Source organism: Rhodococcus sp. 3258, from assembly GCF_031456475.1.
Taxonomy (GTDB): Bacteria; Actinomycetota; Actinomycetes; order Mycobacteriales; family Mycobacteriaceae; genus Rhodococcoides; species Rhodococcoides fascians.
The window spans coordinates 580545-599087 of record NZ_JAVDUT010000002.1; the positions used below are offsets into that span (position 1 = coordinate 580545).

Annotated in this window: 16 protein-coding genes and 1 pseudogene; 7 read left to right on the forward strand and 10 right to left on the reverse strand. The window is 61.8% G+C overall.

Going from position 1 to position 18543, the window contains the following annotated elements:
* Positions 1 to 43 precede the first annotated feature (43 nt).
* Positions 44 to 877: a GAF domain-containing protein gene (locus J2X62_RS10270; protein WP_135044806.1), complete on the forward strand. Its 834-nt coding sequence runs from the start codon at positions 44 to 46 to the stop codon at positions 875 to 877.
* A 166-nt stretch (positions 878 to 1043) separates the two neighbouring features.
* Here J2X62_RS10270 and J2X62_RS25445 read toward each other — a convergent pair whose 3' ends face one another.
* The 3 genes from J2X62_RS25445 to J2X62_RS10280 all read right to left on the reverse strand — a co-directional run bounded on the left by J2X62_RS25445 (position 1044) and on the right by J2X62_RS10280 (position 3808).
* Positions 1044 to 1472: a helix-turn-helix domain-containing protein gene (locus J2X62_RS25445; RefSeq protein ID WP_397517583.1), complete on the reverse strand. Its 429-nt coding sequence runs from the start codon at positions 1470 to 1472 to the stop codon at positions 1044 to 1046.
* Positions 1473 to 1673: 201 nt separating this feature from the next.
* Entirely contained in the window at positions 1674 to 3296 is a 1623-nt protein-coding gene (locus J2X62_RS10275; RefSeq protein WP_310180125.1) for a cholesterol oxidase substrate-binding domain-containing protein, read from the reverse strand.
* A 71-nt stretch (positions 3297 to 3367) separates the two neighbouring features.
* Complete coding sequence (locus tag J2X62_RS10280; RefSeq protein ID WP_306901183.1) at positions 3368 to 3808, reverse strand: hypothetical protein; 441 nt, start codon at positions 3806 to 3808, stop codon at positions 3368 to 3370.
* A gap of 707 nt (positions 3809 to 4515) precedes the next feature.
* Between J2X62_RS10280 and J2X62_RS10285 the strand changes: the two genes are divergently transcribed.
* From J2X62_RS10285 to J2X62_RS10295, 3 genes are read left to right on the forward strand one after another with little or no spacing between them, the layout of a single operon-like run.
* Entirely contained in the window at positions 4516 to 5337 is an 822-nt protein-coding gene (locus J2X62_RS10285; protein ID WP_310180133.1) for a hypothetical protein, read from the forward strand.
* On the forward strand, positions 5334 to 5825 hold the full coding sequence (locus tag J2X62_RS10290) for an ImmA/IrrE family metallo-endopeptidase (protein ID WP_032366511.1): 492 nt from the start codon (positions 5334 to 5336) through the stop codon (positions 5823 to 5825). Before J2X62_RS10285 ends, J2X62_RS10290 begins: the two co-directional genes overlap by 4 nt.
* A gap of 1 nt (position 5826) precedes the next feature.
* Positions 5827 to 6744 (forward strand): hypothetical protein, encoded by a 918-nt coding sequence (locus J2X62_RS10295; RefSeq protein ID WP_310180137.1) that lies wholly within the window; start codon positions 5827 to 5829, stop codon positions 6742 to 6744.
* Between the two features lie 24 nt (positions 6745 to 6768).
* Here the strand turns inward: J2X62_RS10295 and J2X62_RS10300 are convergent, their stop codons facing one another.
* A complete protein-coding gene (locus J2X62_RS10300) occupies positions 6769 to 7194 on the reverse strand; it encodes a helix-turn-helix domain-containing protein (protein ID WP_032366510.1) in 426 nt (141 codons plus the stop codon).
* Between the two features lie 418 nt (positions 7195 to 7612).
* On the reverse strand, positions 7613 to 8635 hold the full coding sequence (locus J2X62_RS10305) for a diguanylate cyclase (protein ID WP_196249358.1): 1023 nt from the start codon (positions 8633 to 8635) through the stop codon (positions 7613 to 7615).
* 499 nt (positions 8636 to 9134) lie between these two features.
* Between J2X62_RS10305 and J2X62_RS10310 the strand changes: the two genes are divergently transcribed.
* Both J2X62_RS10310 and J2X62_RS10315 read left to right on the forward strand, forming a co-directional pair.
* Positions 9135 to 9350, forward strand: coding sequence for a DUF3263 domain-containing protein (locus tag J2X62_RS10310; protein ID WP_032366508.1), 216 nt, complete (start codon positions 9135 to 9137; stop codon positions 9348 to 9350).
* A gap of 805 nt (positions 9351 to 10155) precedes the next feature.
* Positions 10156 to 10761: a hypothetical protein gene (locus tag J2X62_RS10315; RefSeq protein WP_310180146.1), complete on the forward strand. Its 606-nt coding sequence runs from the start codon at positions 10156 to 10158 to the stop codon at positions 10759 to 10761.
* A 93-nt stretch (positions 10762 to 10854) separates the two neighbouring features.
* Here the strand turns inward: J2X62_RS10315 and J2X62_RS10320 are convergent, their stop codons facing one another.
* The 3 genes from J2X62_RS10320 to J2X62_RS10330 form a co-directional block, all read right to left on the reverse strand.
* Entirely contained in the window at positions 10855 to 11688 is an 834-nt protein-coding gene (locus tag J2X62_RS10320; RefSeq protein WP_310180148.1) for an SDR family NAD(P)-dependent oxidoreductase, read from the reverse strand.
* A 593-nt stretch (positions 11689 to 12281) separates the two neighbouring features.
* Positions 12282 to 15362 (reverse strand): MMPL family transporter, encoded by a 3081-nt coding sequence (locus J2X62_RS10325; protein ID WP_310180151.1) that lies wholly within the window; start codon positions 15360 to 15362, stop codon positions 12282 to 12284.
* Positions 15363 to 15561: 199 nt separating this feature from the next.
* Positions 15562 to 16224, reverse strand: a complete 663-nt coding sequence (locus J2X62_RS10330) for a TetR/AcrR family transcriptional regulator (protein WP_162247545.1) — start codon at positions 16222 to 16224, stop codon at positions 15562 to 15564.
* A 601-nt stretch (positions 16225 to 16825) separates the two neighbouring features.
* Between J2X62_RS10330 and J2X62_RS10335 the strand changes: the two are divergent.
* A pseudogene (locus tag J2X62_RS10335) lies at positions 16826 to 17059 on the forward strand (transposase); the annotation flags it as partial.
* Between the two features lie 80 nt (positions 17060 to 17139).
* On the opposite strand, the gene J2X62_RS10340 reads toward J2X62_RS10335, so the two are convergent.
* Positions 17140 to 17769 carry a hypothetical protein gene (locus J2X62_RS10340; RefSeq protein ID WP_310180405.1) on the reverse strand — a complete coding sequence of 210 codons (630 nt, stop codon included), beginning with the start codon at positions 17767 to 17769 and terminating at the stop codon, positions 17140 to 17142.
* Between the two features lie 285 nt (positions 17770 to 18054).
* On the reverse strand, positions 18055 to 18534 hold the full coding sequence (locus J2X62_RS10345) for a hypothetical protein (RefSeq protein ID WP_052053680.1): 480 nt from the start codon (positions 18532 to 18534) through the stop codon (positions 18055 to 18057).
* Between the last annotated feature and the right edge of the window lie 9 nt (positions 18535 to 18543).

The window sequence follows — 18543 nt, forward strand, 5'->3', positions numbered from 1 at the left end:
CCCATTGCCGATTTCGTCGACTCGGCTGGAGACTGAGGGTGTCGTGGACAATGGCTGGTTTCTGGTCGAGACCTCGGGATCGACCCCCGCCGTGGTCATGGTCGGTGCGCGCTCCAAGCAATGGCGACCGGTCTCCAACATGTTCCGCGGCTCGGTCTACACAACGGTGCTGCAACTACTCGATACCGTCCTCAACAACCTGAAACAATCGCAGGTGCTCCTCGACGTCGGCGGGCCGCGGTTGGCGCTGGCACAGCCCGTCCTCGGGCCGTCTCGACAGGTACACGCGATATTGATGTGGATCGGCGACGCCACCGAGACGCCACCACCCGAGCCCCCGGTGTGGGCATTCGCATGGGAACTGGCCGATCCGATCTCGCCGAGCTTCGTCGACGACCCGAAGACCGGCACGATGACCGACTGGCTCTCCGGATGCGCTCGACTGTCCGATATCCGTCGCACCGCCGCGGACGTCCACGGTGCCACTGTCGGCGATCGCTTCGCCGGAGACTGGATCCGCACCGATGGGACCGTCGAGCGATACACGATGCGGGTCGTGGCGACCTTCGATGGACCGGCCATCCTTGCAGTATCCGTACGCCTCCCTGAGCCGACCGCCGCCGTAGAAGACGAGCTACTTCCACGCGCCGCACTTCAGGCCACCGCTACCTACGCTGGAACCTCTACGGCGGTGCTGCACGCCGCAAGCGGGCGTGTGCTCGCGTGGCTCACAGACGGGCGCCCTGACTTCCCTCCCGAAGTCGTCTCCGGGCTGATCGCCGCCCCCACGCCATCAGCGACAATTCCGATCGACGAGACCGGACAACTGGCGCTGGGAATCTTCGACCTCGAGCGATCCGAACCGTATCCCGGTTGACCGCTGCAGCAGTGCGCTGCAGATTTGGACACTCTCGCACATCCGACGCCCGGCTGTGCCGCCGGAAATGAAATGGCCGCCGCGCGAAAATTGTTTCCACTTCTCGTGTCGTATTGCGCAGTCTGCGTATCGGCAGGTGCTGCCGGTCGCATCGATCAGCAATCGGTCACGGGGCGCGCCGAGTGTGAAACGCAGTGTTGATATCGACGATAATTTCGTTCTGCGACAGACGATTACGATATTCGGCACGGTGCACGTCGGAAGGAGCGAAGTCGGCCGGCGCACAGCCGAAGATGTCGCACAATGCAATCAACGTTGTCAGGGACACCAGCATCGGACGCCGCGCAACGAGTCTGCGAACCTGTGACTCGGTCAAGAGCACACCGCGGTCGGCCAGATGTGGAAGCAAATCGATACTGTCTCGCATTCCGCGAGCATCCATGAGCTCGGCCAAGCACGGGCTCTGTGGGCCTGTCGGTGTCATCGGTTGCCTTCCCATGCCTGTTGCTGTCGGTCGCGCCTCGGTGGTGTCACTGCTTCGAGTTCGAGAAGAAGGGACTGCACGATGATCAGGCCCGGGAAGGGAAACGATCATCGTGCAGCCCGATCTCTCGGATTGCGTACGGTCAGAACAAAAGGCCCTTGATCGCGTAGGGGATGACACCGATCACGAGGGCTCCGAGGCCGCCGGCGAGAGTCAGGGTGGTGATGATGGGATCGAACATGTTCTTCTCCTTGTGAAGTCGCCCATCGTGATTCGATGGGACGTGTTGGTGCCCGGGTCCGGACGTCTGGTTCAGAGTCCCAACCGTCGGGTGAGCGACGTGGTGAACAGATTGTGTGGGTCGAGAGCAGCCAACGTATTTGCCGCGATCGACCACTGCGGATACACGTCGGGAATTTCGTGGCTGAGCGCGTGGGGGTCGGTCCATGCACCACCGTCTCCGTGACCCCAGCGCTTCGCCCACTCGGGTCGAACGATTCCGAGTTCGGCTGGGAAGGGCCGAAAGAAGCGCCGTTCGAGGTCCGCGTAGAAGTCCGCATGCCCAGGGGTGCCCGGCAAAGTCAGCGTGTCGAGCCACACCGCTGTATCGAAGTCGGCGCGTCCGGGTACCGGCGTAGCGGGGGAGAGGGCGGGAGCTTTGTCTACCGGGTATCGAGAATCCACCCCGGTCACCCTGATTTCTACACAGCTGTTGATGGGGTACTCGCCGCGTGTGGCGTACTCGTCGAGCATCGTGCTGATCACTTCGGTGAACTCGTGAACCACATGCTGAACATTGTCTCGACGGGTGATCACCGCATGGCTGGCCGCTGTGACGCGTAGCGTTGTGGGTCTGACGAAGTGAATGAAATCTCTGGCCGGACCCCACATGTCGCGAGCACCCGTCAGGGTGAGGCCTGCATCGGTGGCAGCGATGACGGCGTCCCCGAATGCCGGCGCGAGTTCGGTATGCCCCTCGATGATCCGGCCGAGCATCTGCGGTATCGGATCGGGAAGGTTGTCCGCGAACGGAAAGTTGAACGGTCCTGTGGTCGGGCGTGATTCGGCCGGGCGAGTGGGCGAGACGGACCATTGTTGAATCCACGGTCGATCGGTGAAGGTGTACCAGATGACTCCGACTCGACCCGCGTCGTCGAGCATTGCGGTCAGGGACCGCGGGCCTGCTGCGTTGGGTGCTGCGAACAGTTCCTCGATCGGGATGTCTGTGAAGGTCCGACACCGCAGGTTGTGCGTCGGCAACGTCGACAGACGAACGCGCGTGACCAAAGTACGCCCCAAATGCACAAGTAAAGAGGAACATTCGGGTTCGGAACGGGTGAACGTCCTCTCGATATAGGTACCGGTGCGGCTGTCGAACACAACGGCCGAGATGGTTTCGACGAGGTCGCTCACCGAACCGAACGGCAACGACCGGTTGCCCTGTTCGGCGGCCGAAGCGACGGCGCTACCGTGCCCACCCACTGCGAGCACACCTCCGACGGTGACGTCTCCCGGTGCCGGCGCGGAAAGTACTGCGCGACCGTGCGCGTGGAGGTAGGCGAGTAGGTCCTGCATGGAGGCACCTGCCTCGACGTCGACAACGGTGTCGTCGACCATCGCCATCGAGTTCAAGGTGGTCATGTCGAGAAGAAGCACTCGTGCCGACGAGGGCGTGCCGGAATCGACGACGAGCGGTGACCAAGTGTGTCGAAATCCATGGGGGCGCAACGTATACGAGTTGATTCTAGCCCACTCGGCAACCCTTACCGCATCGTCGGCAGAGCCGATGGCTACTGTCCACAGATCCTCCGTGACAATTGCCTCGTCCCAGTTGCGGAATTGTGCCTTACGCAGGGACAGCCCTTCGGGGAAGGCCGGCAGCACGGTCTCTGCCCGCACCGGTGCAGAGAACCCGGCGAAGAGTAGACCCGTCACGGCAGCGGTACCCGTGAGAAAAGACCGACGGCCCAACACGCTATCGCCCGCTCGGCGCGAGTGCTTCGGACTCATTTCCGGGTGGAGGCGCAGAAAGTGAGAATGTCCTTCACCGTCGCGGGATCGTGAAAAACAACATCGTTGACCGCATAGACGGGTACCTGGAGAACGTCGACGAACAACCCCTCGAGAACCTGGTATGGGGAAGCGGAGAACGTGAGAATGGACGTGACGAGAGCCGTGTTCCGCTTGATCGCAGCTTTCACGTCGTTCCCATGGTCTGCGAAATTCGCGTTCAGCCAACTGAACGTTGCGGTCGGTCCACTGCACACCGGAATCAGTGCCAGAGCTTCGTCATGGCTCGGTGCCCAGACGCCGTCTCCTGTCGGTGCAGCTTGCGTGGTGGGGCCTGTCGTTGTCGCAGGTGCTGCGGAAGCGACCGGCGACGCAATAGTTGCTGCTGAGATGGCCACAGCAATGGCACCGATAACGGTCTTGATCGAACGTTTCATGGGAGCTCCTGAATCGAAGAGATTGAGACCAGCCCGGAGAAACCGGCGTGGTCCCTGTATTCAGGCACATTGGCTAACGTTCAGCAACCTTTGGAGAATGCCGGGTGGCGTATCCATCCGCGGAAGCGCCCGTCGACCTTGACCCATATGGTCAAATAACCTCTGCTTTTGTAAGGATCGCAGCCTGGACGCCCGATGCGGGAGTGTCTTAGGTCTCACCATTGCTAGGTGCTGGAAAGTAACTCATGGACGATGCGCCGAGGGCTTCGACGTGTTGATCAGGTCGCGCAGCTGTGGTCTGTCACACATCTTGCGGCCGCCAGAGGGTGTGATGCGTATGAAACACTTGCTATTGGAAATGAAATTGAGCAGTACGGGTTCCTTGTTCGGCGCGTGTCGACCCTACGGTCGGATGCGTGAATCGAGCCTCGGCGGCACGCCCGGCGCGCCGCGTGTGGTCGACGTAATGCACGTTGCCGAATCATGTTGCGGCGCAATGCTGCTGATTCGGGTCGGTCTCGCAGAAACGACATAGGAAGTGCCGGTGTTGGACATCACAGCATCGACGAGTAACGCGGTTTACAAGAGCAGCGACACATTTTGTATTGCCGGATGTCCTATCCCGGTCGGTACCACCATCAATCAGGCGGAGGGGCGATGCACTGCGTGAATGAGATCGGCACGTGGTCCACGTCTGGGTGGGATCGGTGCCTGCCATGACCTCGGTCGGGCGCAAAGTGGGCCTGGCGATGTGCTGCGCGGCCCTCACCTCGGGTGTCTTCGCCATAGCTGTGGCAGGCCAGACCTCGGCGGCCAGCACCATCGAAATATGCATCGGGCGGCCTGGAAAGTGTGGGGAATCGACACCCACGACGAGCAACGGTCCGACCACGACCACTGTGGAGCCGACTACGACGAGCAACGATCCGACCACGACCACTGTCGAGCCGACTACGGCGAGCAACACCCCGACCGCGACGAGCAACGCCCCGACCAGGACTTCCGCTGACACGCAGAAGACTGCAACAGCCGAGCCGAAGAGCAGTGCCAATGCCGGCCCACCTATCGTCGATGGCGAGCTGCATTCCGACACCCGCTACTCGGACCCTTCGACTGTCGGCAAGACGGTGCACCCGCTCGAACCGCGGGATGCCGAGTCGCCGGCGTCGGATGCTGCCGACTCGCCCGAGTCTTCCGCCGACCAGTCACCCGCCGGCCAGTCTCCTGGCGACGGGGAACCGACGTCGTCCTATTCGCAGACCGAAACCACGAGTACTGCCGATCCGTCACCGTCACCGTCACCGTCACCGACGCCGGCGGCGAACGTCGATGGCGTGATCGAAGATGAGGATCCCGATACCGAATTATCATCGGCAACAAGTGGTCTCGATGACGTGGCTCCTCTTCCGGTTGTCGGTGGCGTCGCGGGCCTGGCGCTGGCGGGGTTCGGAGCGGGTGTCATCACCTTTCGCGGTGCGCGCGCTACCGAGGCGCGACGGTCTGCCGCGCGCGCGGAGTTGTTCCCATGATCCGTTCGCACCGCCGCGTGTCTGCCGCAGTTGACGTCGTATTCGACATTGCCTCGGACACAACAGAATTCGATCTCGATGACATAGTCTCCGCAGTCGCCAGAGAGCGGGGCAGGTCGATCGAGGTAGAGATGGCCGAGCTGCCGCCCGGCGTGTGCGGACAACGACGTGCTTTCCCCAACCATGACGTCATCGTTCTGGCCCCGGATCTACCGAACTACGAACGGACGCTGGCGCACGAGCTGGGTCACATCGTGTTTCGGCACGAAGGCACACCGGTAGAGAAATCGTTGCACGTAGTCAGTGACGAGTTGATCGCGTTCATGCTCAGTGAGCGCAGCTTGATGTCCACAGTTCTCGATGGGTCGGACGCCCTGGCAGAGTGGGAGGCGGAAACGTTCGCCGGCCAATTGCTACAGCGGCTGCGGCGGATGAACACCCGAGGCGCTCCATTGTCGGTGTTGCGTTTCGATCAGGCTCTGGGATGACATGGACTGGGTAGCGGCGCTGTTGGTGTGGCTCGCAGTCGGTGCTCGCGTCGGCCGCGTGGTGGTGCGGAGCGCGAATACCGTGCGAGTGTCCATTGTGCTCGCCGTTGGCTTCCTCGCTGTGGGGCAAACATTGCTGGTCGACGATGTCGCGCGACTCCTGACACCCTATGTCGACGTGCCGACCGTCATCGGAATGTGTTGGATCGGAGTTGCCGCAACTTCCGCTGTCATCACTCTGACTGCGCGACCGATGCTCGGCGCGGCGCGAGAGCGTCGATCGATCGCAGCAGTGGTCTTCTTCGCTGTGGCTTCTGGAATTGCCTCCGCTGTGTGGCCTACTGCTGCGTGGGTTTTCGTTCTTCTCATGTTTCCGCTACTCATTGTCACAGGTCTCGGAATGGTCGATCGAACGCCGTTGGGCCGCGCGGTAGCTCTGTTCTGTGTCGGAACGTGTGCACCGACTTTCGTGGCGGTATCGGTTGTCTTCGGGTCTGCACCCCGACACTCGGTACTCACGGCCGGCGCGCTGCTGATGGCCGCTGCCGCAGTGTGGGTTCTGGTGACGAGCTGGGTTCGTGCGCGGATCCTGTTGTGGCGCATCAGGAACCTTCATCGCACTCTCACTCGCAGATTTCCCGAGGTGGTGGACGACAAACGGTCGGGCGCTCCGACGGTGTTGCGTGCATCGGACCACGTCTCCGAAATCATGGACGCGTTGTACCTTCAGGTCGGTGCCGGGCAATTCGACGACGGAGCGCCTGTGCCTGTGGAATCCGGTGCCCGAGCCGTTCGCGTGGCCCGCACGGTTCGGGATCCGCTTGCCGACCCAGTTATGGGTGGACATTGGATTGCTGTGCCGAGCGGCGTGTCGCTGGCCAGGTGGGTGACGATGATCGCTTCGGAATTCGGGCGCTGACGCGATCCGCGACAGCGGAAGGAGTCAGTCCGATCCATCCGGGGGAACTGCGGGCAGCCCCTCGCTGGTCCGCAGCTTCTCCGCCATTGCGGTCAACAGGTTCTGTGATTCCTCGGATAGGTCGAATGCTCGCGTGGACAGTCGTCGCAGGCCATAGCCTTGGAGTTGCGACAAGACCTCCAGGTCGCGGTCCACCGATGCCTCGTACACAGGATCGAAGAAGTAGTCGGGCTTGACCTTGAAAAAGCGGGCCAGCGCCGCAACGGTCTCGTTCGAGGGATTGGTTCGATGACCGGATCTCAACTGCGAAATGTATGGCTTCGAGATCGGGTGACCAGCCGCTGCCAGGGCTTCGGCAACATCGGCATTCGTGTACGGCTTCCGTCCCGAAGGATGAATCGATTCGAACAACTTGTTCAATCGTTCCGCGAAAGACCCCTGCGTCGGCACTGCCCAAGCCCTCCTCGGTGGTGGTGATGAGCGTCGGGATAACCGCCCGATAGCTCCGGGTCGTGATGTTACCTTTTCGAGACCCCGACTTCTCCACCCGCGAGGTAAATGCTGTCGTTTCGACCAGTGGCCGGGTGGAGCGCCGCTAGTGCTGCCCGGATCGTCTCGACTGCGGGCCGTCAGTGCGAACCGAACGCACAAGACGTCGTCGTTCTTCAGGAGAGAGGATCGAACTGTCCGTCAGCGTGAGCGCCAGGCGCAGCCGCCGCCGGTACTCATCCGTGGAAATCCCGAATGTTTCCTCGATTGTCTTCTCGTCTGCCCCACCGAGTCGAGCCCAGCGTATTGCGAAGTTCACAAATGTCTCGGAGCGAATCTTCACCACCTCGATCGATGTGTCGTTCTCGCTCTCGGCACCTCAGATGGCAATCGAGGGATCGGCGTCGCAACTGTTGCCACCGCTGGTGCCGTCGCAATGGTTTCGGCGAAAACGCTTGTTGCAGTACAGCTCCGAGTCGGCGATCGATATCAGAATTCCGTACGGGTCCGTTTCGGGCTCGGCAATGGCCACTCCGTAGGACACTTCGACTACATGGCCATCGACCAGCGAGGATGCCAGAGCCTCTGCTTCGGATCGACTGCAACCGGTTGTGAGAACTGCAAATTCGTCACCCCCCAAGCGAACCAACACGTCGGACGGGGCAAGCGACGTCATCCACGACCGCGCCAACTCGACGAGGATGCGGTCGCCTTCTGCATGCCCGTGGCAATCGTTGACGGCTTTGAAATCGTCGACATCGAGCACGATGACGACCAAGTTCTCGCCGCGTTTCCTGGTGCGCGCCAGGAGGTGGCTTGCCGCGTGCGCCGCACCTGCTCGATTGAGTGCACCGGTCAAGGGGTCACGCAAGGCACCATCTATCAGCGTCGCCCCCATCGCACCGAATACTTCGGCCGCCACGGATACGCTCACGAGATAGAAACCGATCCATACCAGAGGTGATGGCGTGGGGGACAGTACTGCCGATATTACGGCTGTCGCCGCCAGTGCACAGACGAGTAAGCGGGCAGTTCGAGCCGGGTAGAAGACTCGAATATATATGGCCAGGAACAGAATCGACACCAGGCCCCACATCTGGAGCATCGCGAGTCCTTGGGTGACCAGGGTGCAGGGCGGCAACGTGGCGGCACACGACAGCGCGATCGAATGGCGGGCATTTCCGGCGTTCGGCGTAGCCAGCGATGCGAGCCCGAGGATAGCGACAACGAGGGCCGCGAAAAACCACCATGAGGTGTACTCCGTGGCCTGCCTGTCGTTGGTAGCAGACCTCGCCAACGTGAGTCCGGCCCCGTTTGCGACAGCCAGCAGGGCGAGCACGGACAGTAGTATCCAGCGGCCACCCTCCCGGAAGTGGATGGTGGGTCGTAGCGTGGTCCGCACTGATTTCACTCCCTGCATATCGACGCAGCTATCGATCCGTTACCGAACATGCATGAACATCTGTCGATGTCGAGCGCCACTGTGCGAAGTAGTTTGTCTGCGAATGCACATCGTTCATGTGTCGATGTCGCACCATGGTGTCCACATGGCAACCTACCAGCTATTTACACGTCTCAGGCTGATCGCGTGGGTGAGAGAAGGGGCCGTTGGGAAGCCTGTGACATGGAACGCCGACTGCTTGCTGTTTGCTTGCTGGCTGACGGTGGCCAGTGTGAGGTGTGGAGCAGCCTGTCGATGAGTGTGGTCGTCGTCCGTACGGCAAGAGCGTATGCGTTCTCGACAATGGTTCAGTATGAACATCATTCGACTGGCCGGCCGGGTGCGTATCGATTACGGGCGCCAGGGCGCTTGCGAATGCAAACGAGTGTCGACAGTCGGCTGGCTGATAGCCTAGAGTTAGCTGGAGCAATTTGATTCTTCTGGAGCAAAGGTTTACCCGATGATGCCACGACAAACCGAGGATGCCGTTGTCCTGGACTTCGCCAGAAGGTGGGAGCCTTACGGCGGTGCGGACGCCTCGGAGATTCTGCTGTGCTTCGGCCTGTCTGTCGACGAGTTCCGAGCTCGGCTGCACCGCATCTTGACTCGTACCACCGCATATGACCTGGACCCCGGCGTTTATCGGCGACTTCTGCGGTACGCGGCGACCAGGTGAGCGCTGCGCGAGGACTGTGATCCGTCCCGTGGCACCATGTAGGTGTCGCTGACTGTTAGCCCGGACCGTGGCCTCGTTGTTCAGGGCTTGGGGTGGTCTGTGCTTCGGTTGTCACACGACGAAGAGTCGGTTCTTCCGAACACAACTCTGTCACTCCGACGATCCGGGTATATCGTTTTTGGTCAGTTTATTTCGGCTACTTGCGCACCGGGTGCGAGTATCGAGACCCCGGGGGAAGGCTCCCCGCGCCCGGTGCGGCCGACGTCGTCTGCGTGTTCGACGCCGACACACATACGTTAGCGGAAAAGTAGCTGTCCGCAAACCGGGTAAGTGCGGCAAGCTGCGGTGACCCTCTTCGCGCAACCTGGAAAGACAACGGGCCGAGCGCCAACTCGTCGACCGAGGGCACGTAGAAGCGAGAGAACCTGTGGTCTCCAAATAGGTATGTTCGTAACAGGACTCGAATGTCTCTGCCGGGCCGGCTAGCGGCCGGCAACGGACGCAAAGGTCGCGTCGAGTCAGTACGGGTGTGAGATAGTCCTTCGTTTTTCACGTCCAATCGCGTTGTCTGGGAGGGCATCATGGTTGTCGTGAGGAAATTGTGGGTGTCGTGGCCGCCTGCGGGCCGCCGAGCCGCACGGGTTCGAATTGCAGAGTTGGTGGCACGAGCGCGAATCGCGTCGATCGAGCACCAGAAAATCGAGCGGAACACTCGCACCACCGGCCTTACCAATGACTACAGCGTTCAGCCGATATCATTCGGCCCGCACTACGATCCTTCGATCGTCCTAGCCCCCGGAACACTGTGACCGATCACTTCAATGCCATCCGTGACGGCGACGACGCCCCGATCGCGATGTCAGCCTTCCAGGCCGAAAGAGTAGCGCTCCAGCTCCGAGGTATCTCCGACGGCACGGTCGATCGCGGTGATGCCGAGCTCGCTGCTCGGTTTCTGTACTCGCTGGCTCTCGACGCCAGGCCGCACTTGCGAGAAGATTTCGCATACAACCGTGCACTCGATTCGTACAAGACCTGGGAAGCGGTCGCCTTCCTTCCTCTGCCCCCTCCGTATGGCGACCCCGATTTCACTCCTAGAACGCTGGTCTATGTGGTGAGCGGGCGGCCGCGGTTCCGCTCGCGGGATTTTCACGTCCTGATCTGCACGGCGATCAACGCCGCGATGTGGCCACCGACATCGACTCCCGGCGTGCACGTCGCCTTCCGCCTGTCCGATCATGACCAGCCGATCGCACCAGGCTCCGTTATCTCTATTCCTGGGCGCACCGTGACGAGCACGATCACCCTCTATGCCGGGTCCGGGCGGGTTGGCGACAACGCTGCTCGTGAGATCGACGTGCTTCACAACCTCGAACGGAGCGTGCGCATCCTCGAATCGAGCGGCGATTGCTGAACAGTGTCCGACCGCAACTGGCCAGAGATCGACGGGTGTCCCCCCATTCCGGGGGCCCTACTGCTAGAGGCCCAGGAATGTGCGCGCGACGAGTCAGGCGAGTACGCGGGCCAGTAATCGATCGGTGACAGCGGCGGGCGTGAGGGCCATTGCGTGGATCTGTATGCGGCTGGCAAGGTCGCATCGATAGCGGCGTCGGGGTCGTTTGTCGGTCAGTGCTCGCAGTGTTGCGTCGGCGACGCGTTCGGGGGCGACGGCACTTCGTTGCAGCAGGGGGATGAGTCGGCGCATCTTGTCGGTGGCCGGCCGGTACAGGTTCTTGTCGCGATCGGACCACTGTGCGACGGTGGCATCGAAGTCGTTCAGCATGCCGGTCCAAATGTCGGTCCGCGTGGTCCCGGGCTCGATCAAGCTCACTCCGATGCTCCACCGTCGTAGTTCCATACGCAGAGTGTCCGCGAGCCCCTCGACCGCGTACTTCGATGCGGTATACGCACCATTGCCCGGTATCGCGAACAATCCACTCAGTGATGAGATGAAGACAATCCGGCCTGCATTCGCGTTTTCGTTTGCGCGTAGGTTGGGAAGCAGGGCTCGGGTCACTCTGTGGTGACCGACCACATTTGTGGCCAACTGACTCATCAGCTGGTCGGCCGATACCGTTTCGAGTGGTCCCGTCAGCGCGTATCCGGCATTGTTGATCAGCGCGTCGATTCGCGCAGGAACATTTTCTGTAAGTACCTCGCCTGCATCGTCGTCCGTGATATCGACTCGGATCGGAACAACCCGATCCAGTTGGGACAGTTCCTGCATGTGTGCATCCGAACGAACCGTCGCATACACCGTCCATCCCTCGCCACACAATCGGTCGGTGATGGCCCTCCCGATTCCGCGTCCTGCTCCTGTCACTACGGCTGTTCTGGTCATTGCGTTCGCTCCTGTCTCATGTATCCAATCGGGCTTCTAGCAACGGTTTTGGTGGGTGTGGGCTGTGCAGCAGCTCTCATCGCGTCGACGAGGTCCCCTGGTTCGGTGGATCAGGGCTACGGTCGGGGTTCGCTTGTGTTGGTTCAATATTGCGCTCTCGGCGGAGGCGAAGACGTGCCGTCTCGGTTACGCGCTCGAGCACAATCCTGGGCAACTTACGGCGGTACTCCTCGCTGTCGGCCAACGACAGTACTTCTTCGTAGAACGCGGTCACCGTCAGCGCGTGGACAGCGTCGATGTCGCGGGCTGTTCCGCCGCCGAACGGTGCCCACTCGATAGCTGAGACCATCCGATTGTCGAAATGGGATACGGCAGTGATGGGTTCGTGCTCGGCGCGAATCGGTGAGGACTCGATACTTCGATGTGGACTCGAGTGTCTACGGCGGCGTCCGCCTCGATGTGCAGAATCAGGGGTGCCCCTGCACGCGAGTACGAGTTGCTGATCGAGAGCGCAATGCATATTTTTCTCCTCGCATTCGAGACGGTGAGGGCTGGTATCGGATGCCGGGTAGATGGGGGCCGGTTGCATGGCATCACTGGTGACTGGGATGTGTTCGGATGTGCCGGTTCTGCGCTGCTGGTGCCGAGGGCCACCAGATTCGGTTGCCGAGCAGGTGCAGTGCTGCGGGGACGATGACGGTGCGCACCACGGCTATGTCGATCAGCAGTCCGACACCGATGGTGAAGCCGGTTTGCAGCAGTAGCGCCACCGAACCTGACATCAGGGCGAACATGGTGACTGCGAATACCACTCCCGCAGTGGTGATCACGCTGCCGGTGGTTCCGAACGTTCGCAGAATCCCACTGGTGGTGCCGCCGGCGCTGGCCTCGCGAACTCGTGAGGCGAACAGCATGCTGTAGTCGGCTCCGACGGCGACCAGGCACATGAACGACACCGGTAGAACCGACCAGTGCAGGCCGATTCCGATGAGGTGCTGCCACAGTAGGACGCTGATGCCGGCAGCTGTGGCGAAGGACAGCAATACGGTAGTCACGAGTAGCGCTGGTGCGACGAGACTCCTGAGGAGGCCTGCCAGGATGACGAAGACGGCGACCGCAGCAACGATCGCGATCAGCAGGAAATCGCGTTCTGCTTGATCGATGATGTCGGCCGTGATCGAGGTGAGGCCGGTGGAGCCGACCTCGGAGTCCGCTAGAGTGCTGCCCTGCAACGAGTTTCGTGCGGCCTGGGAAATGTCACCGACAGTGGCAATGTTGTCGGCGCTGTAGGGGTTTCCCTCCTGCATCACCAACATACGTGCGACGTGACCGTCCGGCGACATCAGCAACTTCGCTCCGGTGACGAATCGCTGGTCCTGTAGGGCGCTCGGAGGTAGATAGAATCCCGATCCGGGTCCGGTGGAGGTGTCTCGGCTCATGGATGCCAGATAGTTCGCGGCGTCGCCGAGGCCGCCGGAGAGTTGTCCGGTCAGCGCCACGGTGGTGTCTGTGCCGTCCTTGGCCTGAGAGAGGCCACCGGCTATCTGGTCCATTCCTGTTGCCAGTGCCGACATCCCGTCCTGGAGTCGCTCGAGGTCGGACCGGATCGATTGCGGTGTGCGGCCGCCGAGAGATGCGACGAGCGAATCGATCTCGCCCAGTCCGTTGCGAAGTGTCGGCAGGACGCTGTCGATGGTGTCGACGGTGTCGGGTGGCAGCGCGGTGACGGCTTCGGATGCGGACAGGGCTGCGGTCAGTGCGCCCGAGGTTGCGGCGTCGAGCTGATCGAACAGTGCGCGCCCGGCCGTACAGCCCGGGTTCACGGCGCACTGCGGCGACGGTTCGGGAGAAGCGAACGGGGCCAGCGCATTCTGCAAGTCGTTCACCGCACCCTGGTTCGCCTGGATGGCCGAGGCCAGGGTTCCGAGCGTGCCGGTCAGCGACTGCACCTGGCCGAGTGCTTGATCGAGGGTTCGGCCGTCGGCAGTGGTGGCGGTGGTCAGAGCCGTGACGGTAGGCAGCAGATCGATTACCGAATTCGAGAGCGCGACAACTTGATTGGTTCCGTCGATCAATTGGGGCAGCTGTTTCTGTGCATCGAGCGCTCCGTCTCGCAGTTCGGTGATGCCGGATGCCAATCGCTCGAGGTCGGGTTGTGCGTTGGCGATCTGGCCCTGCGCCGCACCCAGGCGGCTGCCGATCAGGCCGGTTTGGTAACCGGTTGCAGACTCGGGGAGCGGTTCGCCGTTCGGCCGGGTCAACGACCGCACGTACGCAACGTTCGGCAGGTCCGCCACTGCGGCGGCGGCGCGGTCCAATGCTGCGAGATCGGTAGTGGTTCGCAGGTCGTGGTCGGCGCGAATCACCAGGTATTCCGGGACGATCTCGTTGGCCGGAAAGTGTTCGTACACCGCGTCGTATCCCGCCTTGGAGTCGGCGTCGCCCATGATCATGGCGCTGTCGTCCCCGTTGGGGACCATGCCGAGCGCTGGTGCGGCCAACGCTACGAGGGCGAGAACCGACACTGCGGTGAGCGCGCCTGCGCGGCGCAGGATTCGGGTACCGCGCTTGCGCCATTGCCGCTCGTGCGAGACTCGCGGCTCTATCCATCCGCGGCGTCCGAAAATCGCGATCAACGCGGGAGTGAAGGTCACAGACACGGCGAGGGTGACCATCAAACCGATGGCGATCGCCGGCCCGGAGGTGGTGAACATTCCGTTCTTGGCGAAGACCATCGACGTTGCGGCGGCGGCGACGGTCAATGCCGATGCCGTCAGAACGGCTCCCACGTTCGAGCCCGCAGCGACGACCGAACGCAGCGGAGTCTCACCGCGACGACGCGCGTCGTGATACGCCGCCGTTTGGAAGATGGCGTAGTCCGTACCGGACGCGAGGACGAGCGCTGTCATCAGGGTGACCGTCAGAGTCGAGACCGGAAGAACCGCATTCCATCCCAGTGCAGACACCACTGCCCGTGATGCCGCCAACGCGATACCGATGGTCAGAAGGGGAATCAGCGCAGCCACTACCGACCGGAACGCGATGACCAGCATCAACGTGATCAGCAGCACCGACACCGCCGTGATCAGGACCATCGAAGTATCGACCGCAATGAATTCGTCGACCACCGTCGGTGCCGGACCGGAGAAGTGCACATCCAACCCCTCGGGTGCCGCGACATCTGTAATCGTCGAACGGATGGCCTCGGTGGATCGATGCGCGTCGGCGGTACCGATATCGCCCTGCTCACCGACCGTCACGGTGACGGCCTTGCCGTCGGGGCTGACCGCGAAGTCTCGGGTAGCGGGATCGCCGTACATATCGAGAACGAAAGCCACATGGTCGCGGTCCGCCAACAGGCGGGCGATCAGTTCGGAGTAGTACTTCTGCTCTTGCTCACCGAACCCGTTGTCGCTGGCAAGGACGACAGCACCGACGGCCGTCGATGCCGGTGTGTCGAAGTCGTCCGCCATTCGAACCAGGGCCTGGGTCGAGGGCATATCGGAGGGAACGATCGCTGCAGACTTCTCGGTTGCCGTCTGTTCGAGCTGTGGCGCAACGACATTGAGAGCAGCGACCGCGATCAGCCAGATGCCGACGACCCACCAGGAATGCCTCGCGGCGACTGCGGTGACCGCACGAAAAGGACTTCTACCTACTGCTCGACGACCCATCGAATGCCTTCCGTAGTGAGACACAAATACGCAATGTGTCTCAGTGTCGGTGACGTTAGCATCGCAGAACGTCAGTTACAAGAAGGACTGTCGAGTGGTTATGTCGTGTGCCCGGCCATGTTCGCCGGTGCTGCAGGCCGCGCCTCGAGGCGGGTCATCGAAGCGAAAGACGCGTTCGGAGCTCCTACAGCGGGCGGGTCTACGCCTGCTCGAAGTTCGTGGACGGGCGGAACAGAGGCAGCAGATACCGCTGAACGTAGGCGCGGGACGCGTCGGGTGCGGTGAAGTCGACGACGGTTTGTGGGTTGGCGATCAACGACAACGTCAGCCGGGTGGTGATCTCACTGACTGTCCGAAGATGCGTCATGACAGATTCGTCGACCGGTGCCTCGCCGTGGAGTTGGGTCTTCCATAGCTGTGCGGAGAATTCACGTCCCATTGCGATCAGGTCGTCGTCGAACAGGGCCTCCAGGAGCATTTCGCGGTCGGTTTCGCGAAGCCTGTTCAGCATGCGGTTGTCACGGACGAATTCGAGCGTAATCGCCAGAGACGAGGTCAGCGCATCCTCCACGGAGGCTGTGCTGGCCCTCGCTCGAGTAGACGCGTCCATGAAGCGGTTGACTTCCCGCAGGAAGATGGCATCGCGCAGTTCGTCTTTGGAGGCGAAGTAGCGGTACAGCGTCGCGCGTCCGATACGGCCGCGTTTGGCCACATCGCTCATCGTCATACGACGCCAACCGAGAACCGCGATCGCCTCGATCGCCTCGTCGACGATTCGCGCGGCAGCCGGATCGCTCAACGAACGCTGAGCAGTCGGATCAGCACCCAGTAGCGACCGAAACACGCACTGCACCTGCTTCACGAACATTCCTGCCCTGTCGGTTCTTCACGACCCAGACCGCGAAGACTACCCGAGCGCCCGCATCACAACAGTCGCGGCGAGATCAGCGGCGGTGCACTACTCACCGACTCTGGGCTCGGATTCCGCAGGCTCGAGGGCGTACCGGATGAGTCGCCCGTGCACATCAAGGGGGACCAGCGCCCGATCGGGCCTGCACAATCGACTGAACAAACGACGCCGATACTCATCGATGTCGATCCCGAACTCGACAAAGACATCAGCAGGCGACGCGCCCCCGAACGGCTCCCACTGCACAGCGAACGCGACCAGCGCATCGCTCAGTTCGAGACCCCCGCCCGTCACGTCGCCCCCGGCTTTCCGTCAGCAGCGACTGGATTGTGTCGCGACTGAGCTTTTATGTCGACAGAATCGTGAATGTAAGTGTTACTTCGCGTTGCAGACATATCGAAATCAAAGCAGACACCGCACCGTTTTGCCACGCGAACGGCCCAGCTGGACGGTCCGACCACATAGGAACCCGTTCGTCTCCGGTCGCTCCGCGCTTTTGACTTCGTATGCGGTGTACGTCCCGTCGGGTTCTCGGCGAGCTCATCGTCAAGACAAGGCCGCGTTGCGGCGAATGTTCGACGATCTGAGCCGTCACGGGAAGCTGCTGGTGATCGTCGACCGACCACGCAACATCGGCGCACACCCGGTTGTGGTTGCTTGCGATTGCGGAATCGATGCCGCCTACCTACCCGGGCTGCGTATGCGACGCATTGCCGACCTGTATCCCGGCAGGGGAAAGACCGGCGCCAAAGATGCGTTCATCGCTGACGCGGCGCGCACACTCCCGTTGTTCTCACCGTTGGGCCCCTGCCGCCGGTGGGGATGGAGATGCCGGTCTGACCGGACCATCGATACGGGTCGAGAAGGTCAGGGACGCACCGGTTTCGGCCACGCTGTCGCATCCTTGGCAGTCACCTTCGGATGCGCGACGATCACCGCGATGAACGCCGCAACCGACATACCCAAACCATGCGACAACGTCGCAACCACCCTGTCACCCTCGAGCCATGCACTCGGATCCTCTTCGAGGAAATAACGAAACTGAGTATTCGACCGACCCAACAGGTGCGCAACGACACCGGGCCCGATCGTGCCGTTCCACATCCACGCCACGCTGCCCAGGTAACGGCCGCTGCGCCACGTCCGAAACGAATCGAGCACCCCCGCTGCGTAGCCTTTCACCGCATCCTCGAACCGACCGAACGTCACCGACCCACCCTCGAGGTTGCGCTCGTCGCCCGACATCACCGCATACCCGCGCGCAGTCTTGCGCACCCCGTCATACCCGGCGAAGTACCTACGACTGCGTGGGAATTCGGTCACGACGTATCCGTCACCGGAAAACACCGGATCGGTCCACTCCACCCCGAACGCGGCAAGAATCACCGACCGCAAATACTCCACCGCCGCCGTGAACTGAGCCACCTCGCCATCGGTCAACGCCCCCACCCCGTGGGGGTTGTTCTCCTCCGCCTCACGAAGAGGGTTCCTGGTCATCGCTGCTCCTGAGTGGGTGTTCGGCAAGGTGCTGGTCGACGTCTCCAGCGAATAGCTCAGGTGATGACCGGCAGGTGGACCATGGAAAATGGCCCGCCTGCCGACAGGGAGCTTCCAATAGTATTGTTGCTCAACGTTTCTGGGGTCGGCGGCACTGACGGACACCGCAACATCGGAAGCCGCGACTTCGGGGTGATCGCGCTCGAGCGCGCCCGGCTCAGTCGTCGATGCGGGCAACCACAAGTCGGGTGCACGCCCGGTCGGATCGGAGCAGTCGACGAGGTCTCAGGTTCTGTAGAAAGCGTCGAGGTCGAATTCGCGGAGATGGTGCTTCGTGCGGTCGATGTCTCCGGTGGTGGCCCAATCGAAGAACAACTGCGTGGCATCGTCAGCGGTGAACACCTCTTCGGGGTACACGGTGAGGGAGCGTTTGCCGCTGAAGAAGGGGATTCCGACGGTGGGTTCGCCATGACGAGGGCCGGGTCGGCCGATGACGAACAGGCGATGAACACCGTCGATGGGAAACCTCAATTCGACCGACATCGCTCGCGCTGACCCAGCTGCTTGGATGTAGCTTTCGCTCATCGCGGTTTTCTCGTCGTCGCTGAGATCCTCGTAGTACCGGCCCTCTGGGACCTTCGAGACCGTCAACGCAGACCGCTGCATTCCATCGAACCGCGAGAGTAGCTGCCCGAACTGCCATGGAAAATCGATTCGATGTGCAATGGATTGCTGTTTGCCGCCGTTGGACACGAACAGAAACATTGAGCTCCT